This is a genomic window from Pseudoalteromonas sp. JB197 (assembly GCF_002332205.1).
Lineage (GTDB): Bacteria > Pseudomonadota > Gammaproteobacteria > Enterobacterales > Alteromonadaceae > Pseudoalteromonas > Pseudoalteromonas nigrifaciens.
The window spans coordinates 1635247-1652240 of the sequence record NZ_NRGZ01000001.1 but is presented as its reverse complement, the minus strand read 5'-3'; the positions used below and the strand labels follow the sequence as shown (position 1 = coordinate 1652240).

16 protein-coding genes and 1 tRNA gene are annotated in these 16994 nt (G+C 39.7%); 10 read left to right on the top strand and 7 right to left on the bottom strand.

Features of this window, described 5'->3' with window-relative positions; genetic code table 11:
* Nucleotides 1-116 precede the first annotated feature (116 nt).
* Both CIK86_RS07795 and ccoG read left to right on the top strand, forming a co-directional pair.
* Entirely contained in the window at nt 117-1535 is a 1419-nt protein-coding gene (locus tag CIK86_RS07795) for a sigma 54-interacting transcriptional regulator (protein ID WP_086994480.1), read from the top strand.
* Nucleotides 1536-1681: 146 nt separating this feature from the next.
* A complete protein-coding gene (gene ccoG / locus CIK86_RS07790; protein WP_176359664.1) occupies nt 1682-3064 on the top strand; it encodes a cytochrome c oxidase accessory protein CcoG in 1383 nt (460 codons plus the stop codon).
* Between the two features lie 78 nt (nt 3065-3142).
* Here ccoG and CIK86_RS07785 read toward each other — a convergent pair whose 3' ends face one another.
* The gene (locus CIK86_RS07785) at nt 3143-4057 is read right to left on the bottom strand and encodes a M14 family metallocarboxypeptidase (RefSeq protein WP_011328563.1); all 915 of its coding nucleotides are present in this window, start codon (nt 4055-4057) and stop codon (nt 3143-3145) included.
* Nucleotides 4058-4301: 244 nt separating this feature from the next.
* Between CIK86_RS07785 and CIK86_RS07780 the strand changes: the two genes are divergently transcribed.
* The gene (locus CIK86_RS07780) at nt 4302-6497 is read left to right on the top strand and encodes a UvrD-helicase domain-containing protein (protein WP_086994483.1); all 2196 of its coding nucleotides are present in this window, start codon (nt 4302-4304) and stop codon (nt 6495-6497) included.
* A 49-nt stretch (nt 6498-6546) separates the two neighbouring features.
* On the opposite strand, the gene CIK86_RS07775 is transcribed toward CIK86_RS07780, so the two are convergent.
* Nucleotides 6547-7134, bottom strand: coding sequence for a hypothetical protein (locus CIK86_RS07775; protein WP_086994486.1), 588 nt, complete (start codon nt 7132-7134; stop codon nt 6547-6549).
* Nucleotides 7135-7390: 256 nt separating this feature from the next.
* Here CIK86_RS07775 and CIK86_RS07770 point away from each other — a divergent pair, with 256 nt between their 5' ends.
* Nucleotides 7391-9022 carry a cyanophycinase gene (locus CIK86_RS07770; protein WP_086994489.1) on the top strand — a complete coding sequence of 544 codons (1632 nt, stop codon included), beginning with the start codon at nt 7391-7393 and terminating at the stop codon, nt 9020-9022.
* A 78-nt stretch (nt 9023-9100) separates the two neighbouring features.
* On the opposite strand, the gene CIK86_RS07765 is transcribed toward CIK86_RS07770, so the two are convergent.
* A complete protein-coding gene (locus tag CIK86_RS07765) occupies nt 9101-9499 on the bottom strand; it encodes a YkgJ family cysteine cluster protein (RefSeq protein ID WP_086994494.1) in 399 nt (132 codons plus the stop codon).
* A gap of 166 nt (nt 9500-9665) precedes the next feature.
* On the opposite strand from CIK86_RS07765, the gene CIK86_RS07760 reads away from it, so the two are divergent.
* A complete protein-coding gene (locus CIK86_RS07760) occupies nt 9666-9914 on the top strand; it encodes a hypothetical protein (RefSeq protein WP_086994497.1) in 249 nt (82 codons plus the stop codon).
* A gap of 128 nt (nt 9915-10042) precedes the next feature.
* Here CIK86_RS07760 and CIK86_RS07755 read toward each other — a convergent pair whose 3' ends face one another.
* Together CIK86_RS07755 and CIK86_RS19295 are read right to left on the bottom strand one after the other, a co-directional pair.
* Nucleotides 10043-10666 (bottom strand): SDR family oxidoreductase, encoded by a 624-nt coding sequence (locus CIK86_RS07755; protein ID WP_217896473.1) that lies wholly within the window; start codon nt 10664-10666, stop codon nt 10043-10045.
* 19 nt (nt 10667-10685) lie between these two features.
* Nucleotides 10686-10907 (bottom strand): SDR family NAD(P)-dependent oxidoreductase, encoded by a 222-nt coding sequence (locus tag CIK86_RS19295; RefSeq protein WP_217896474.1) that lies wholly within the window; start codon nt 10905-10907, stop codon nt 10686-10688.
* A gap of 180 nt (nt 10908-11087) precedes the next feature.
* On the opposite strand from CIK86_RS19295, the gene CIK86_RS07750 reads away from it, so the two are divergent.
* Complete coding sequence (locus tag CIK86_RS07750; protein WP_086994499.1) at nt 11088-11588, top strand: nuclear transport factor 2 family protein; 501 nt, start codon at nt 11088-11090, stop codon at nt 11586-11588.
* Between the two features lie 97 nt (nt 11589-11685).
* Here CIK86_RS07750 and CIK86_RS07745 read toward each other — a convergent pair.
* Both CIK86_RS07745 and CIK86_RS07740 read right to left on the bottom strand, forming a co-directional pair.
* Nucleotides 11686-11762, bottom strand: a tRNA-Pro gene (locus tag CIK86_RS07745).
* Nucleotides 11763-11886: 124 nt separating this feature from the next.
* On the bottom strand, nt 11887-12510 hold the full coding sequence (locus CIK86_RS07740; protein WP_086994502.1) for an arylesterase: 624 nt from the start codon (nt 12508-12510) through the stop codon (nt 11887-11889).
* Between CIK86_RS07740 and CIK86_RS07735 the strand changes: the two genes are divergently transcribed.
* The 4 genes from CIK86_RS07735 to ruvA all read left to right on the top strand — a co-directional run bounded on the left by CIK86_RS07735 (nt 12511) and on the right by ruvA (nt 16989).
* Nucleotides 12511-13224 carry an ABC transporter ATP-binding protein gene (locus tag CIK86_RS07735; protein ID WP_011328551.1) on the top strand — a complete coding sequence of 238 codons (714 nt, stop codon included), beginning with the start codon at nt 12511-12513 and terminating at the stop codon, nt 13222-13224.
* Entirely contained in the window at nt 13214-15715 is a 2502-nt protein-coding gene (locus CIK86_RS07730; protein WP_086994505.1) for an FtsX-like permease family protein, read from the top strand. The genes CIK86_RS07735 and CIK86_RS07730 overlap by 11 nt, the downstream gene beginning before the upstream one ends.
* Before the next feature lie 129 nt (nt 15716-15844).
* Nucleotides 15845-16369: a crossover junction endodeoxyribonuclease RuvC gene (ruvC, locus tag CIK86_RS07725; protein WP_011328549.1), complete on the top strand. Its 525-nt coding sequence runs from the start codon at nt 15845-15847 to the stop codon at nt 16367-16369.
* Between the two features lie 2 nt (nt 16370-16371).
* The gene (ruvA, locus tag CIK86_RS07720) at nt 16372-16989 is read left to right on the top strand and encodes a Holliday junction branch migration protein RuvA (protein ID WP_086994508.1); all 618 of its coding nucleotides are present in this window, start codon (nt 16372-16374) and stop codon (nt 16987-16989) included.
* The last annotated feature ends 5 nt before the right edge of the window (nt 16990-16994 follow it).

The window sequence follows — 16994 nt, the reverse complement described above, 5'->3', positions numbered from 1 at the left end:
GTAATTCTATTGTCACTCCCTTCCTCCAGCGCTATTAATTACTAATAATAATTTTTGCAGTGCACTTTTTGAATTAAATTGTCATAATGATCGCGATATTTCGCGAGGGCTATTTTATGATAAAACAATTTTTAAACGATCCTAGTTTATTACTCAACGCAGTGGGCGAAGGAATTTATGGCTTTGATCTGTCGGGTAATGCCGTGTTTGTTAACCCTGCGGCCGAGCGCATGACGGGCTGGAGTGCAGAGACACTATTAGGTAAAAAAATTCATCAATACCATCATCATACTCATGCCGATGGCACGCCTTATCCAGCCGACGAATGCCAAATATATTGCACCATGTTTGACGGTAAACGCCGTGAAGTGAAAAACGAAGTTTTTTGGCGCAAAGATGGCAGCTCTTTCCCTGTTGAGTACACATCGACACCAGTTTATCGAAATAATGAATTGATAGGTGCGGTAGCGGTATTTCGCGATATTTCTCAGCAGCAACAAACACAAAATGCATTACAAGATGCACTTGCACAAGTAAAACATTTGAGTGAACAGTTACAAGATGAAAATAATTATTTAATAGCAGAATTAAACGAAGATTGGCAAGACTCTGGCTTAGTAGGTAAAAGCCACGTGTTTCAAACCATGTTAGAGCAAATTAAGTTAGTGAGCGAAACCGGTACCACAGTGCTTATTTTAGGCGAAAATGGTACAGGTAAAGAGCTGGTTGCCCGAAACCTATACAGATTAAGTAAGCGTAATAAACAGCCCTTTATAAAAGTGAACTGCGCAGCATTTACGCCAAGCTTATTAGAGTCAGAGCTGTTTGGCCATGAGAAAGGCGCGTTTACTGGTGCTAATGAGCGCCGTAAAGGGCGTTTTGAACTAGCCGACAAAGGTACCTTATTTTTAGATGAAATAGCAGAGCTGCCGCTTGAAGCGCAAAGTAAGTTGCTTAGAGTGTTGCAAGAGCAAGAATTTGAACGTGTTGGGGCAAGCAATACATTAAAGGTAGATATTCGCGTTATTGCAGCAACTAACCGCGATCTATGGGAAATGGTGCAAAAAGGCAGTTTTAGAATCGATTTATACTATCGCTTAAATGTATTTCCTATAAAAGTGCCAGCGCTGAGAGAGCGCAAGGAAGATATTCCTTATTTATGTAGTAATTTAATAGTGCAGTTAAATAAACGTTTAACTAAGCAGCTTAAGGGATTAAGTAATAAGGCAATTTCTCAACTACAAGCTTATGACTGGCCAGGCAATATTAGAGAGTTACAAAATGTACTAGAGCGCGAGGCCATTTTATCTAAGCAAGCTATTTTACAATTAAGTCAGCCATTACAAGCAATATCACAAAGTACTATAAACCCAGCATTAACGCTCAATGAAATGCAAAAACAGCATATTATTACAGTGCTTAAGCTGTCGGCTTGGCAAATATCGGGGAGTAAAGGGGCCGCTGCAAAACTTGGTATGCCAGAGAGTACCTTACGCTCTAAAATGCACAAGTTAGGGATTAGCAAGATTTCGTGATATATCGCGAGTATCGCTTTATATCGCTAGTTTGAGGTTTTTAATAATAAGTAAATCACTTAAATATCAATGCAATGCCTTTGCTTTCAGTTTGGTCTGAAAGTTGCAAATACTTAACTAACATCCGTTATGATTAAGTAAGTACTATGAAGTTTGATATTAAAGAAGAAGATATGATCATCAAGCCCTACAAAAGCGAAGGGCCAATTTATATACGTGAGCAAAAAGGCTTTTTTCAACGTATACGCCGTAACTTAGGCTGGTTATTAATGCTTACGTTTATTGCAATACCGTGGATCCAATATAACGGCCAACAAGCGGTGCTATTAGATGTAGCAACGCAAAAGTTTACTATTTTCACTTTAACTTTATTCCCGCAAGATTTTATTATTGTAGCCATGTTGTTTATGGTGGGGGCCTTTGCGCTATTTTTTGTAACCAACTGGTTAGGCCGCGTTTGGTGTGGTTATACTTGCCCTCAAACTATTTGGATGTTGATGTTCTCGTGGGTTGAGCAACGCGTTGAGGGCACACGTAATCAGCGTATACAGCTTGATAAATCTGCATGGGGTTTTACAAAATGGCGTAAAAAGCTTACTAAACACAGTGCTTGGTTGGTGCTATCACTATTAACTGCCACTTCATTTTTAACTTATTTTATACCCGCAAAAACATTGTACTTAGAAATGTTTACTTTTGAGTGGTCGGGTATTACTAGCTTTTGGGTGTTTTTATTTGCTTTGTGTACTTATGGTAACGCAGGGTTTTTACGTGAAAAAATGTGTACTGTGGCGTGTCCGTATTCGCGTTTTCAATCGGTTATGTTTGATAAAGATACACTCGTGGTTACTTACGATAGCGCACGCGGTGAAAACCGTGGCCCACGTAAACGTAAGGCCGACCCAAAAGCACTTAACTTAGGTGACTGCGTAGATTGTAATTTATGTGTAGAGGTATGCCCAGCTGGAATAGATATTCGAAATGGTTTGCAATATGAATGTATAAACTGTGGCTTATGTATTGATGCTTGCGACGATACTATGAATAAATTTGGTTATGAAAAAGGGTTAATAAAATACGCTAGTGGAGAGCAAATGGCGGGTAAAAAAACCAACCCTTTTAGGCTTAAATTGGTTGGATATGGTGTTTTGACCGTGATGCTAATTGTAGCTATGTTTGCTTGGGTGGCACAAAGAACACCAATTGAAGCCTCGGTACTGCGCGATAGAGGCGCCTTGTACAGAGTAAATTATGAGGGTTTAGTAGAAAACCCTTATACGTTAACGATTATAAATAAAACCCAACAAACATTGCACTACACTATTGCTATATCAGGCTTAGCAGAGGCTAAATTAACTAGCCCAGATACAACACTAATTCAACCTGGAATGATGAGGCGTATACCCGTAACGGTGACTGCAGATGGCTTTGATATTTCAAACAAGGTAAGTAAAGTTAAATTTATTATTTTTGCAGAAGAAGATCCGAGCATTAGCATAACGAAAGACAGTTACTTTTATAAAAATTAAAAGTATAAAAATGCCCAAGCTAGTTTACCTACTTGGGCATTTTAATAGGATTATTAATTGTATATATTTAAACCCAGATCACAGATTAATTATGTAATCTAATGCGCTCGTAATTACGGCTACTTGTGCCAAAATACATTCTTCGTCACTTGCTGTAGGGCTATCTGGGTATACTTCAGTGGTGGTTACATAAGGTGCATTGGTAAAGCCCATACATAAACCTAATTCGCGAGCAGCGTAGTTGATCACCCCAAATTGCTCTTGTGGCACACCAATAAGTTGGTTATTTTCATCACTTGGGGCAATGTGGGTTACTTTTGCTACGCTATCAATAATGGCTTTTTGAAATGCAGCCTCAGGTTTAGTGCTATCGGCCACTAAATAAAAACCATCGGGAATATTCCAATTAGTATTTACTGTGCCTTCGCGTGCAGCTAGTGCCGGGCGAAACTCGCTGTTGTCGCTGTCGGTCGTTTCGTGCAAATCAATATGAGCAATTAAATCTAACTCAAGGGATTTTACATACGCCATAATCGCCGCCGACTCTTGCGCTGGGCTACCTTCATAAAATGAGCGGTTAGGATCAATGGCTTCTGGGTTCCAGCGGTTTATCGTTTCGTACCCCCAAGGGCTAATACAAGGTGCGATTACAATATTAAAATGCAGACTATATTTTTGCGCTGCCGTTTTTGCAAACCTAAGCGCGCCGTGTACACCGCTAGTTTCGTAGCCATGTACACCACCGGTAATTAAAACGGTAGGTTTGTTAGTGTTAAAGTCAGCGGTTTTTAAAACAAATAAAGGATATTTGCCTGCAACGTAATTTAGTTCGCCATATTGTTCTACATTTAGCTCATCTTTGAGCTCGTTAATGAGGGTTACTACTTCATTTTGATAGCTGCGTTTAATATTTTGGCGGGTTAACCAATCGGCTTTATCGTTGTTATTCCACTTAGTGCCGGGTGTGCCAATAGGGTATGTGCTGTTAGTCATAATAAACCTTTAATAATAATTAACCTTATAGCAAGGCTATATAGCAAATGCAGTTAATATAATTAGTAAATAAAGGCACAGCTTAACGCTGACTAAAATAAGGCGCAAATTAAAACGATAAACAGCTGTTTTAATTTTTTAAATTAGCTATTTACTAAGCTCAGTTATAGTAAGTTGTTAAATTAAATGTATTATAAAAGAGTATGTTACAATTGTTTTATTACCTACTTAGATATTGAGTATTATGGCGCAGTATTTTGCCACACCTAGTTGGTTAGGCCGTTTTTTCACCCGTATTAAATTACTCAGTATTGAGCAGGAAAGCTTAGTGATTGAGTTTAAAAACGCGACTAAGCAATCGTTTTTAATCAAGGATTTTAACGATTTTTCGCAGTTGCAAAACCGGATATTTAGCGCCAAAATTAATTTAACTCTAGGTGAAAATAGTGCTCATACTACTATTAGCTTTTTAAACAAAGCACAGGCAAAAGCACTAAACATTGCAATTAACCAATATTTTTCGCAAGCGCTTGAACACAAAATAAATAATGCTAAAGCTTTATTAAAGCGCACTGCGTTAGATGAGTATTTACGCGACAGTAATACCACAATTTTAAGCGCTGAGGTGTTTTCACTGAGCAAGCGCTATCAGCAAAACCGCAATGTGTGGCAAGGGCATTTATCTTCAAGTAGTAGCCAGTTTTTATCGGTATTGGCCAGTGCAAAAAATAAGAATGATGCTATTGCACAACTGCGTAATAAATATGAGCGCAAGCAACTTGCTCAACGAGCTGATTTTTATAATAACGTGGAGTCAAACCCATTAACTAATGAGCAGCGTCTTGCTGTAATACGCAATAACGATAAAAATTTAGTATTGGCTGCTGCAGGTACCGGTAAAACCTCAGTTATGGTAGCCAAAGCACTTGATCTAATTGCCACAAAACAAGCAATGCCAGAGCAAATACTGGTACTTGCTTATAATAAAACAGCGGCGCAAGAGCTTAAAACACGCTTTATTAAACGCGCCCAGCAGGCTAAATTATTAAGCAAGTCACCAGAGGTTTTAACTTTTCATGCGTTAGGGTTGCAGCTGCTACAGCAGGCAGGTAAAGGTTGCGACATATCGCCTTTTGTAAGTGATTTTGGCGCGCTGTCGAGCTGGCTAACATCATGGCTAAGTGAGCAAGTACAAGCCCAACCGGTATTATTAAGCGCCTTTATTGCTATGCTCGATAAGCCTTTAGTATCCTGCGATACTCATAAAAGTAAGTTTAATGCTACGCAAGTACTGGCAATATTAAAAGACTCAGGGCAGCTTAAGCATGAGGTTGATAAATATTTAAAATGCTTAGCAGCTATAAGGGCTGAGCAGTTAACCGATAGTGAAATTACTCAGCGGCTTAAGCGCCAAAATAATCAATTAAATACTGTTCAACTAAGTACCAATCAATTAAATACGAGTCAAATTAATAGCAATCAAAAAAGCACTAATCATCACAGTGCGGCCGCGCAGTTATTAATTGCTATGCATCGCGCTTATAAAGCGCAACTCATTGCGCAAAACTGTATTGATTTTGACGATATGATTTTACAAGCTACTCAGGCTGTAAATAAGCAGCAAGTGAATGTGCCATGGCAGCATATTTTAGTGGATGAATTTCAGGATATTTCTGCTGCGCGTATGGCTTTATTAAACAGTTTAATTAAGCATGGTCATAAGGTGCGTTTTACCGCTGTAGGTGACGATTGGCAGTCAATTTATCGGTTTTCTGGTGGTAACTTAGCACTTACCACACGTTTTAATGAGTTAGTGGGTAGTCATTCGTTAACGTTGTTGCAAAAAACATTTAGATATAACAATAGTATAAGTGACGTAGCGGGGCGTTTTGTTATGCAAAACCCTGAGCAGTATAAAAAGCTCATTATTACTCATACACAAGTGGCTGAGCCTCAAGTTATTTTATTAGATGACGTGTACCAAGGTAAAAAGTCGTTAGAGCTAAAAACCCAGCAAACTATCAATACTATTCAAAAACACCATGCAAACGCGAGTATTGCTGTATTGAGCCGTTATCGTTATACGCTCAACAAAGTGCAACAGTATTTAGCCTCACAACAAAAAAGTGCAAACGTAGCATTTTTAACCCTGCATAGCGCCAAAGGGTTAGAAGCAGATTACTGTATTATTATAGGGTTAGAGCAGGGGAAGTTTGGCTTTCCGAGCAGTCAGCAAAATAATCCGCTGCTGGAGGCTTTACTACCTAGCCAAGACACCTTTGCTTATTCAGAAGAGCGGCGTTTATTATATGTGGGGCTTACCCGAGCAAAACATAAGGCTTACTTAATTGCCGATGCTAAACAGCCGTCGTTATTTGTTAAAGAATTAATAAATGACAACTATCCAATTCATATTGCATCTACTTTGTTTAGCAAATAACAAAAAGCAATAGTATGCAGTGACTGTAACCAGAGGCTGTTGTTAAGCGCTAACTTGGTGAGTTAATTAATGGTTCATGCTGATATAAATTAGCGTATTGACGTTGGTGTTCGGCAAATAAATAAGCTCTTAATTGTTCTTTACCAGTATGAATGTGTTTTATTTTAGCTGCAAGGCCATGCTTGCTTTGCCTGACAGGCTCAATATCCATAGATACAGATTCTTTATTTGGTAGGGTAAATTCTACGTGTTGAACTTTTGATAGGTTTTTGTGTTTACCGGTGGGCTTTAAAAATACACCTGTGCTTGAAATTGATTCAATGCAAAAGCCTTGGCTTTTAATATTTAAATGGCTCAAGCGCCAACTGCGTTGAGTGCCTTTAGTATCAATAACTTCAGGAGCGCTTAAAGTAGGTGTAATTGTGCCGGATCTATTAATTTTTAAGTGTAGCGGAAACCACAGTTGGTAATGGGCAACCTCAGCCAGTAGAGTTAAATTGGCATTGCTAAGTAACTGCGCAATACTAACAGGCACACTGCTTTGCATGGTTAACATAGGCTCATGAGGTAATGCAGGTTTTTGATCGGATTTAAATAAGTCAGATAAAAAGTCTATTTCTTCAGCAGAAAAATCCATATTCCATACTCGGGTTGCCTAAAATATAAGCATAAGTTAAACAAAACACCGGGTCAATAAACAGCGTGTTTAATTTTGTTTAATTTTGTTTAGTTAGTCTTTAACCGTTTTAGGTAGTTAGTATCTTTAGCTAAACAAAGCGATACGGCGCGTTATTAGCTTAACCCTAGAGCTAGATTAAGATATAAAGTTGCAGCCCAAGTTATTAAAAATTAACATGATGTAATTACAAGCCACTTTTTATTTGGGTTATATCATGACGCATGCATTTACACATTATAGACAACAACAATTGGTCCGCTTTTTAGCTGTGTTATTAAGCATTACGTTTTGTGCTAGTTTAACGGCCGCAGAGCAAAGCCAAACGTTAATTTTAGTTGGTAGCGAGCTAAGTAGCTGCAGTAGTTTAAACATGCAACAGTGCGATAAAAACACCCAAATAGCAGGTAAAGCAGAGCATTTATTTAGCGTTACGGTTAAAAAAGTTAAAAAAATCACTCAGCAGTGGCCGAGTACTAATCAAGAAGTTAAAAGCAGTACAGTTAAAGTTTTACTTGCGATACAGGCCAAGTCATCAACATCAATAACTAAGCCTGCACTGTTATGGCACTGGCGCGATATTGATAATACCCAGCTTAATAGCCTATCGGAGCAAGAGTATTATTTTGTTATGGATATGCTTGAAGTGCCTCAGTTGAGTTCTCAAGGGCAGCGATTAGCGGAGCAAGTTAACCCTAGTTTGAATAATGAACCGGCTATAAACAATATACTGCAATTTATAACGGGTAGTTTAAAGGTAGCTAACGAGCAACCAAGTGTGTTGGCAATTACAGCAGCAAGCCGAGACCCTTATGCTGCTGCCGATTTTACTCAAGGTTTATTGAGCACGGCAAGTGTAAACAGCCAATGGTTAGCATTGACCCCTGCATTAGTTAAAGCAATTACTACAAACACCTGTGAAAAATTACCACAATATAGGCAATCAGAAATGCGCTTGTATAACCGTGAGGCTATTTATCCCGATCGCATCCAAGCAGAAAATGCCCTTTGTAGTAATGGCGTTAATAGCTTGGTAAAGCTAATAAATAACAGTACAGGAGTGATTTTTAATAATGGCGAGCAAGACTTAACGCGCAGCGTACTGTTTGATGAAAACAACCAAGCTTACCCGTGGACTAAAGCATTGCAAACACGCCCTGTTGTTATAGGTAGCGGCGCGGGGGCGGCTATTCAAAGCGGTGGCAAAAACACAAGTGGTAACATAGCTACAATTACTAAAGGATCGAGCCTTTTAGCTTTACAGGCAGATATTAACGATAGTTCTATGTTTAATCTTGCTGGTGGCCTTGCAACATTTAATTATGGCATGATCGATACTCACTTTAGTGAACAAAACCGTACATTAAGGTTGGCAACAGTACTTGATAAAACGCAACAAAAGTTTGGTTTTGGTATTGATGAAGCCACGGCATTAGTCGTTATAAAGTCATCCGCAGGTAACTTAATGACCGTAATAGGTAAAAGTGGTGTGGTATATTTAAAAGCAAAAGGCAATCAGCATTATAACTACTCATACTGGCCTGTAGGCAGCGTTATTGATATTGCACATGAAGATTTTACCCTAAGCCAGCGCAGCATTAATAAAGCTTTAGCAAGTATTAAAATACCAGCATTACCGCTACAACGATTTGGCTCTATATTAACGAATGCAAAATTACGCTCACTTATTCAAGCTATGTGCTTAAGCCAAGAACAAAGTACAGTTGCTCAACAAGATCAGTTTATATTGAGCTTAAGTGTACAAGCTAACACTGCGTATCATCGTATTAATAAGGATCAATATGGCTGTGCTATCAGTCATTTAGAGCTTGCAGTGAGTACATTTTAGTTCTGTAAATTTACCAGAGCGTGTTTAATTAAAACGGCCAAAATATTGTTTATAAAACTACATTGGCCGTTTTAATACTTAGTAGCCAGCGGGGCGACTATCACGCATGATAAAATCTAGTTTTATTTGCGCTTTTATTGGCTGCGACAGATCAGTTATTTCAATCATTTCACACTCATCTCTGATCATTTCAGCTATTAGGCTCGGATAATGGCGACAGTCTTCGGGGCGGTCTAAGTAAATACTGCAAGTGTATTTATTTTGCGCTAGTGGGTTTGTTTTAGGCTCAATCTCTAAAAAAGGGCACCTGCTTAGTCTTACACCCGATTTAGGGTCGAACCATATTTCATTATTTTTAACAAATTCAAAGATTTCAGGGTTAAATACTTCCCATAAATCAATTTCTTCTTGGGTAGCACTCAAGTCGCCATCGCCGTATTTAATACAACATTTACCGCATTGATTACAGTCTTTCATAGTTTGCCAGTTAGCATAATAACCAGGCCACAGTGTAGCACTTATATTGATATGCGGTGTTGTTGGCGAAAAGGTTTAAGTTTCTACCAAGAGTATATAAAATAGCGAGCATATTGTATTACTAAGCTTTGCAGTACGCGGAGCATGATTAAAAGAGTTATAAAAAATGAGTGAAGAGCAAAGTGTAATTGATAACCTAGCCGACCTTGAAAGTTTTTTACTTAATGTAGAAAGCGGTGGCTTTGGCTTAAAAGGTGTTGCAGGCATTGGTATGGCAACAAATAACGCAGATGGCAGCCGTTTTGTTGCTGTGTTTGACGATAATCAAAAGCTACTTTTAGCACGCATGATTACAGAAAACGTATTCCAAACAGGGCAAGACATGGTTCGTAATGGTGTAGGGTGCAAGCATTAACTATAATAGTTAAAACGCCGCTTTAATTTAAACTGTTAAATTAAAGCGGCGTTTATTTTGTTTTTAGCCTATAAGCTTATTTAAGGTTTATAGGCGCTATCAACTTCAACAGCCTCATCTATAACTTATTAATAAATAACGGCAGGGTTTGGCTTATTCGGCGAACCTAACATTTCGCGATAAGATGGTGGCTGCAAACCTTCTCTGTCGGTAATATTAAAACGCTTAGCTATTTCGGCAGCAATTACAGTGTGCCCGTTAAGCTCGTCACCTTTAGGGTCATTAGCAATAGCATAAACAATATCACCAATAAATTCTGGTGACTCTGCGGTTGCCATAAACTGCTGGTATTGCTCTTTATCTAGTTTACCTATAATGGCCGAACGTTCGGTTAAGAGTGGCCCCATCCAAATAGATACAGCACGCATACCTGTGCCTTTAAAGTCTACCGCCATATCATGAGCAAGCTTATCAAGGCCCGCCTTTTGTGCACCATAAGCAGGCCCATGAATATAACAACTAGCACCAAATGAAGAACCAAACATAATTAAGCCACTGTTATGCTTAGCCATTAGTTTTGCGCCATGCCAACTAGCCACGTAAGCAGAGCGTAAACCTACATCTAAAATTTTACCCGCATCAAGCTCTTTTTCCCAAAATGGTTTTTGTTCAACTAATTGATCATGAATAAATGCAGCGTTATTAACCAAAATATCTAATCGGCCTTGCTCTTTTTCAACCTGAGCAAACAATGCGGCGGTTTGCGCATCGTCACTGTGATCCTATACCACCTGCTTGATTAATTTGCTCAGCAGTTTCATATACTGTTCCGGGTAATACCGAGCCATCCCACCCTAAAACTGAGCCTGTTTTTATACTGCGGCCAGTAACATAAACTGTCATGCCTTTTTTACCTAAAGCTAAGGCAATGCCTCTGCCTGCACCGCGACTAGCACCGGTTACAATGGCAACTTTTGCTTCTTCCTGTTGCATGAATTCCCTCATTTAAAAAACGACACATAAAAAATACTAAAGGTTAAATTGGCTAACCAGCTCAATTTAGTTTCGATAGTAGTCGTACTAGTAATAAAGATATATTTGTATTGAAATTAGCATGTAAAGCCTTAGTATAAAAGCCTAGCTTAAAAATCAACCAAAAAACAAAGGACTGCTATGAAATATACAAAGACTACCGAGCAACGTTTACAGCAACTAGAAGACAAGCAATCAATATTAGAGTTGAAATATCGCTACCTAAATGCCTGCGATGAAAAACAACCTGAGGTGGTAACTAATTGCTTTATTAGCGGCGAAGTAGATATTAACTTTGGTCACATTGGCCAATTTAACCGACGGGAAGATTTTGTGGCTGTTTTTAAAGATCTTGGTTGCCACGACCATATAGTTGATATGCATCACGCACAAAATCCGGTTTTTTTAGAGCTCACCGACAATACAGCTAAGACTAAAATTAACCTTCGCTTTCAAAGTATCAACACCAAAGATAAGCTCCATGTGCAATTAGGTGGCTACTACCTCGACGAATTTGAAAAGCAAAGAGACGGTCAATGGCTGATCAGCAAAAGTGCATTTATAATAAATTCGGTAAGCATGAGTGATTTTTCAGGTGAATATAGCAAAGTGGTTTATAGCGGAAACTGCATGCCAGACTAGGTTACTGTATATTTTTTAAATTCAGGAAAGGTAGCAATAAAGTAACTGAGCATGTTGCGAAGTAATTGATTTTGGTTATTTAAAAGGCTTTTAAAGTTGGTCGGTATGGAGAGATTCGAACTCTCGACCCCTGCCACCCCATGACAGTGCGCTACCAAGCTGCGCCACATACCGACTGAGGTTGCAATAGTACGTGTATTTTTTTAAAAATCAATAAGCATTTGTTTGTTTGAGTGTTTTTTGCGCAAGCAGGCTGAAAATAGTTTCCTTGCGCAATTAAAAGTAGTTAAGCATGGCGCTAGTCGTTATTTAACCAAAGTTTGATCGTGTTATACATTTCGTCTCGTAGTATTGGTTGCGCAGTTTTGTTAGGGTGCAAGTTATCGTTTTGCATTAAGTCGTTTTGCCCAGCAACTTTAAGTACAAAAAAGTCCATAAGGTAAGCGTTTGTATTTTTACTTACTTGTGTAAAACTATCGGTAAACATTTTACTGTAACGTGGCCCGTAATTTGGGGGAATATAAATTTCCATTAAAGCGCTGGTGGCATTGGCTGCTTGGCTTTTTTTGATTAATTCGGTTAAGTTAGCTTGTAGCTTGCTCACCGGAAAACCACGTAAACCGTCGTTTGCGCCCAGCTCAATAAGTACATGAGTTGGTTGATACTGCGCTAGCAAAGAATCTACACGGCGCAGTGCGCCACCGGTTGTTTCGCCACTAATACTGGCATTAATAAGTTTGATATTACTTTGCTCAGCATCGTATTTATCTTGTAACAATTGTACCCAGCCTTGTTCTTGTTTAAGTCCGTAGGCTGCGCTTAAACTGTCACCAAGTATTAAAATGGTGTTATTAGCTGCTGCACTTAGTGGTTTGATAACTAAAAATAAAATGAATACAAAACGTAGGATTGAATGAGTCATATGTCAGCGCTTTCTCAATTAAATATAATTCAAGTAAATGGTTTGTCTAAAGTGGTATCTACCTTTGAAGGTGAGTTGCCCATCCTCAGCGACATCAGCTTTAATGTCAAGCATGGCGAATCTGTTGCAGTAGTGGGCACTTCTGGTTCTGGTAAATCTACGTTACTTAGTTTGTTAGCTGGGCTTGATACGGCGAGTGGCGGTGAAATATTTTTAGATGGCGAGCCGCTACATAATCTCGATGAAGAAGCGCGTGCTGGGCTGCGCGCCGCAAAAGTAGGCTTTGTATTTCAGTCGTTTATGTTAGTACAAAGTTTAACAGCGCTTGAAAACGTAATGCTACCCGCTGAACTTGCAGGGGAGCGCGACGCTAAACAGCAAGCACTTATTTTGCTAGAAAAGGTAGGTTTGGGTCATCGCATCGACCATTATCCGTCGCAACTCTCTGGTGGTGAGCAGCAACGCGTTGCTATTGCGCGGGCATTTATTGGCACGCCAAAAATACTGTTTGCCGATGAGCCTTCGGCAAACCTAGACAGTAAAAATGGTAAAATGATTGAGTCGTTATTATTTGATCTAAATTCGCAGCACGGTACTACGCTTATTTTAGTAACGCATGACGAAGCACTTGCACAAAAATGCCAGCATATTATTCAAATTGAAGGTGGCCGATTAGTAGAAAACTCAGCAGAGGAAATAGCAAATGTGGGCTAAGTTAGCGCTTAAGTTATTTTCGCGGGAGTTTCGCCGTGGTGAGCTTACGGTGATAAGTGCGGCTATAGCGCTTGCGGTACTTACCGTGCTTACTTTATCTATGGTTACCGAGCGTATTGCGCAGAGCATTGCGCAAAAAAGTAGCGCCTTTATTGCCGCCGACCGAGTGCTTGGCAGTAATCACGTAATCGACGCTTCTTATATAGCTAAAGCAGAGCAACAAAATTTAAAAACCGCACAAATGCTTTACTTCGACACCATGTTATTTGCCAACGACGAAATGCAATTTAGTTCGGTAAAAGCGGCTTCAAGTGGTTACCCGTTAAAGGGGCAACTTAAGGTTAAGTCGAGCCTAAATGGAGAAACCGAAGTTGCTAACGGCGGACCAACACTTGGCAATGTGTGGCTTAGCGAGTCGGTATTTTATAGTTTAAATATAGATATAGGCGATGTAGTAGAGCTAGGTGCTGCATTATTTAACGTTGAAAAAGTAATTGTAGAAGAGCCCGACGCGCCTTTTAATGTGTTTTCGAGTAGCCGCAGGGTGCTTATAAACATTAACGACGTGGAAAAAACAGAAGTAATACAACCGGGTAGCCGAGTGTTTTATCGTCAGCTTTATGCCGGCGATGAAAGCGATATAAATAGTTTTTACGATTGGCTAAAACCGCAGTTAAAAGAAAACCAGCAATGGTATGGCGTAAAAGATCGCCAATCGCCAATATCTAATAGTTTAAACCGTGCAGAAAGCTTTTTGTTGCTAGCAGGTTTGCTGGGCATTATTTTAGCCGCAGTGGCAATTGCGGTGTCTGCAAAGCGTTATTGTGAACGCCAATACGACCCAGTTGCTATGATGAAAACCTTAGGTGGTAGCCGGGCAATGATCCGCAAAATTTACCTTACACATTTATTAATGGTGTGTTTAATGGCGGTAACAGTGGGTTTATTAATTGGCTATGGTTTACAAGAAATTGCGACACATTATTTAGCAAAAAGCATGGGTACAACGTTGCCAATGGCGGGTTTTAAGCCGTGGTTAGTGGCAATTAGTACAGGTGTAATTTGTGCTGTGATGTTTTCTATCAAGCCCTTATTTGATTTATTTGATATTCCGCCATTGCGAGTGCTGCGTCGTAACTTAGGCGATAAACTAGCGGTTAGCAGGGTGCACTTAGCTATGAGTGCGTTTACCGTGTTTTTACTCATGTGGCTATTTAGCAATAATATAAAAATTACTCTGATTTTGTTTGCCTCAACCCTTACTTTAATTGGCGTGTTGTTTTTGGTGTCTAAAGTTATATTTAGTGGTGGCCGTAAATTGGGCTTAAAGCCGGGTAATAGTTGGTCGCTGGCAATTGCGTCAATTCAAAAGCGTGCAAATGTGAATGCAGTCCAGCTGATCAGCTTTTCCCTCGCTATTAAGCTATTACTATTTTTAGTGGTACTTAAAAACGACATGATAGCCGATTGGCAGTCGCAGTTACCAGATGATGCTCCCAATGCATTTTTAGTCAATATTACCCAAAACGAACTTGAGCCAATTAATACTTATTTGGCGCAAAAAAACATTCAGGTATCGGAGTTTTATCCCACCATTCGTGGCCGGGTAAATGCGGTAAATGGCGAGCTGGTAGCGCGAGAAGTATCATTGCAAGACAACGAGAAAAAAGATGAAGAGGCACGCGCTGGTATTGGTCGCGAGCTAAACTTAACCTGGCTTGAAACGCCGCCAGCGCAAAACGAAATAGTGCAAGGGCAGTGGTTTAATAAAAACACATTAGCAGAGGCATCCATTGAGGAGTCTATGCTTGAGCGTTTAGATGTTGAACTTGGCGACACGTTAACGTTTTTAATTGGTGCGCAGTCGTTTGACGCTAAAATTACCAGTGTGCGTAAAGTAAACTGGGCCACCCTTAAGCCAAACTTTTTTATTATTTTAAGTCCTGATGTGCTCAAAGACTTTCCGGCAACGTATATTTCGTCGGTACGTATTGAGCCTGATCAAAAGCGCGACTTTAGTCAATTGCTGCGCAGCTATCCAACGGTCACGGCCATAGATGTAGGTAACTTTGTTAAACAAATACAATCAACCATAGAGCAAGTGTCACTTGCAATTGGCTTTGTACTTACTATTGTGGTGTTGTGTGGTGCACTGGTATTAATATCGCAAGTGCAAGCAAGCTTAGGCGAGCGCATGCAAGAAATTGTAATACTGCGCACACTTGGTGCAAAAAGCCGGCTTATTAAAAACGCCACTTTATATGAATTTTTATTGCTTGGTGGTTTGGCCGGCTTCGTTGCCGCTTTTTTTAGTGATATTGCACTATTAATTGTACAGCAGCAGTTATTTGATCTGGCGGGTAAATTACATCCACATATTTGGATAATAGGACCGGTGGCAGGTGGAGTGTTTGTAGCGGGGTTAGGCTATTTTATGATTGCTCGCACACTTAAGCAAAACACCCAAGGGCTAGTGCGTGCGTTAGGTTAAGTTGCCAATATTTAAGCAAAAGGAAAACGCCCACTTAAGTGGGCGTTTTTGTTTTATTGTTACTGGTAATTTATACAGTGCTCTGGCATTATTAGCCTAATTAACGAATAACAATAATGAGAGTGCTTTTTGGCCATAATTTTAGGGATTGATCCAGGCTCACGCTTAACTGGCTACGGTGTTGTAGCGCATCAGGGGTCTAAATTCACTTATTTAGGCAGTGGTTGCATTAAATTAGCGGATCATGAGTTTCATATAAGACTTAAAATGATTTACCAAGGCATTACCCAGCTTATAGAGCAGTTTTCGCCAGAAACCTTCGCGATAGAAAAAGTGTTTATGGCGCACAATCCCGACTCAGCCTTAAAGCTAGGCCAAGCACGTGGTGCTGCTATTGTAGGCGCTGCAATGGCCGACTTACCAGTATTTGAATACTCAGCAAGGCAAATAAAACAAGCCGTAGTAGGCAATGGTGGCGCCGATAAAACTCAAGTTCAGCATATGGTTAAAAATATTTTAAAACTACCTGGTACGCCACAAGCTGATGCCGCCGATGCACTGGCTATTGCTATTTGCCATGCGCACTCAGAACAAAATTTAATAAAACTAGCGGGTAGCGCAAGCAAAACCGTTAGAGGACGTTTAAGGAAATAACTATGATTGGTCGCTTAAATGGTATTTTAGTAGAAAAACAACCTCCCGAAATATTATTAGAGGTAAGTGGTGTTGGCTACGAAGTGCAAATGCCAATGACCTGCTTTTACGACTTACCTAAAGTTGGCGAAAATGCCATTGTTTATACTCATTTTGTAGTACGCGAAGATGCACAACTATTGTTTGGCTTTAACAACAAAGTAGAGCGTGCCTTATTTAGAGAGTTATTAAAGGCCAATGGCGTAGGGCCAAAGCTAGGTTTAGCTATTTTGTCGGGTATGTCGGCGCAGCAATTTGTAAGCTGTGTAAATAACGAAGATTCCACAAGCTTAGTTAAATTACCCGGTGTAGGTAAAAAAACCGCCGAGCGGCTAGTACTCGAAATGAAAGACAGATTAAAAAATTGGGGCAACGATTTATTCACTCCTTTCAGCGACAGTGCGGTTATTGAGCCGTTTAGCGACGCAACAACTGCTAATAATGCCGCCGATGATGCTGTGTCGGCTTTGGTGTCGCTAGGTTATAAATTGCCACAAGCGCAAAAAGCAATAAAATCAGTAAGTAAACCCGATATGTCTACTGAGGTTCTTATTAAAGAATCTTTAAAATCAATGCTGTGAGTAAC

Bases quoted from the DNA above. Each gene is read 5' to 3' on its own strand.
- CIK86_RS19295 (WP_217896474.1), bottom strand. From the start codon at position 10,907: ATGCAACAGGAAGAAGCAAAAGTTGCCATTGTAACCGGTGCTAGTCGC.
- CIK86_RS07765 (WP_086994494.1), bottom strand. From the start codon at position 9,499: ATGAAAGACTGTAATCAATGCGGTAAATGTTGTATTAAATACGGCGAT.
- CIK86_RS07750 (WP_086994499.1), top strand. From the start codon at position 11,088: ATGAAATATACAAAGACTACCGAGCAACGTTTACAGCAACTAGAAGAC.
- CIK86_RS07730 (WP_086994505.1), top strand. From the start codon at position 13,214: ATGTGGGCTAAGTTAGCGCTTAAGTTATTTTCGCGGGAGTTTCGCCGT.
- CIK86_RS07775 (WP_086994486.1), bottom strand. From the start codon at position 7,134: ATGGATTTTTCTGCTGAAGAAATAGACTTTTTATCTGACTTATTTAAA.
- CIK86_RS07785 (WP_011328563.1), bottom strand. From the start codon at position 4,057: ATGACTAACAGCACATACCCTATTGGCACACCCGGCACTAAGTGGAAT.
- ccoG (WP_176359664.1), top strand. From the start codon at position 1,682: ATGAAGTTTGATATTAAAGAAGAAGATATGATCATCAAGCCCTACAAA.
- CIK86_RS07770 (WP_086994489.1), top strand. From the start codon at position 7,391: ATGACGCATGCATTTACACATTATAGACAACAACAATTGGTCCGCTTT.
- CIK86_RS07760 (WP_086994497.1), top strand. From the start codon at position 9,666: ATGAGTGAAGAGCAAAGTGTAATTGATAACCTAGCCGACCTTGAAAGT.
- ruvA (WP_086994508.1), top strand. From the start codon at position 16,372: ATGATTGGTCGCTTAAATGGTATTTTAGTAGAAAAACAACCTCCCGAA.
- CIK86_RS07735 (WP_011328551.1), top strand. From the start codon at position 12,511: ATGTCAGCGCTTTCTCAATTAAATATAATTCAAGTAAATGGTTTGTCT.
- CIK86_RS07780 (WP_086994483.1), top strand. From the start codon at position 4,302: ATGGCGCAGTATTTTGCCACACCTAGTTGGTTAGGCCGTTTTTTCACC.
- CIK86_RS07740 (WP_086994502.1), bottom strand. From the start codon at position 12,510: ATGACTCATTCAATCCTACGTTTTGTATTCATTTTATTTTTAGTTATC.
- CIK86_RS07795 (WP_086994480.1), top strand. From the start codon at position 117: ATGATAAAACAATTTTTAAACGATCCTAGTTTATTACTCAACGCAGTG.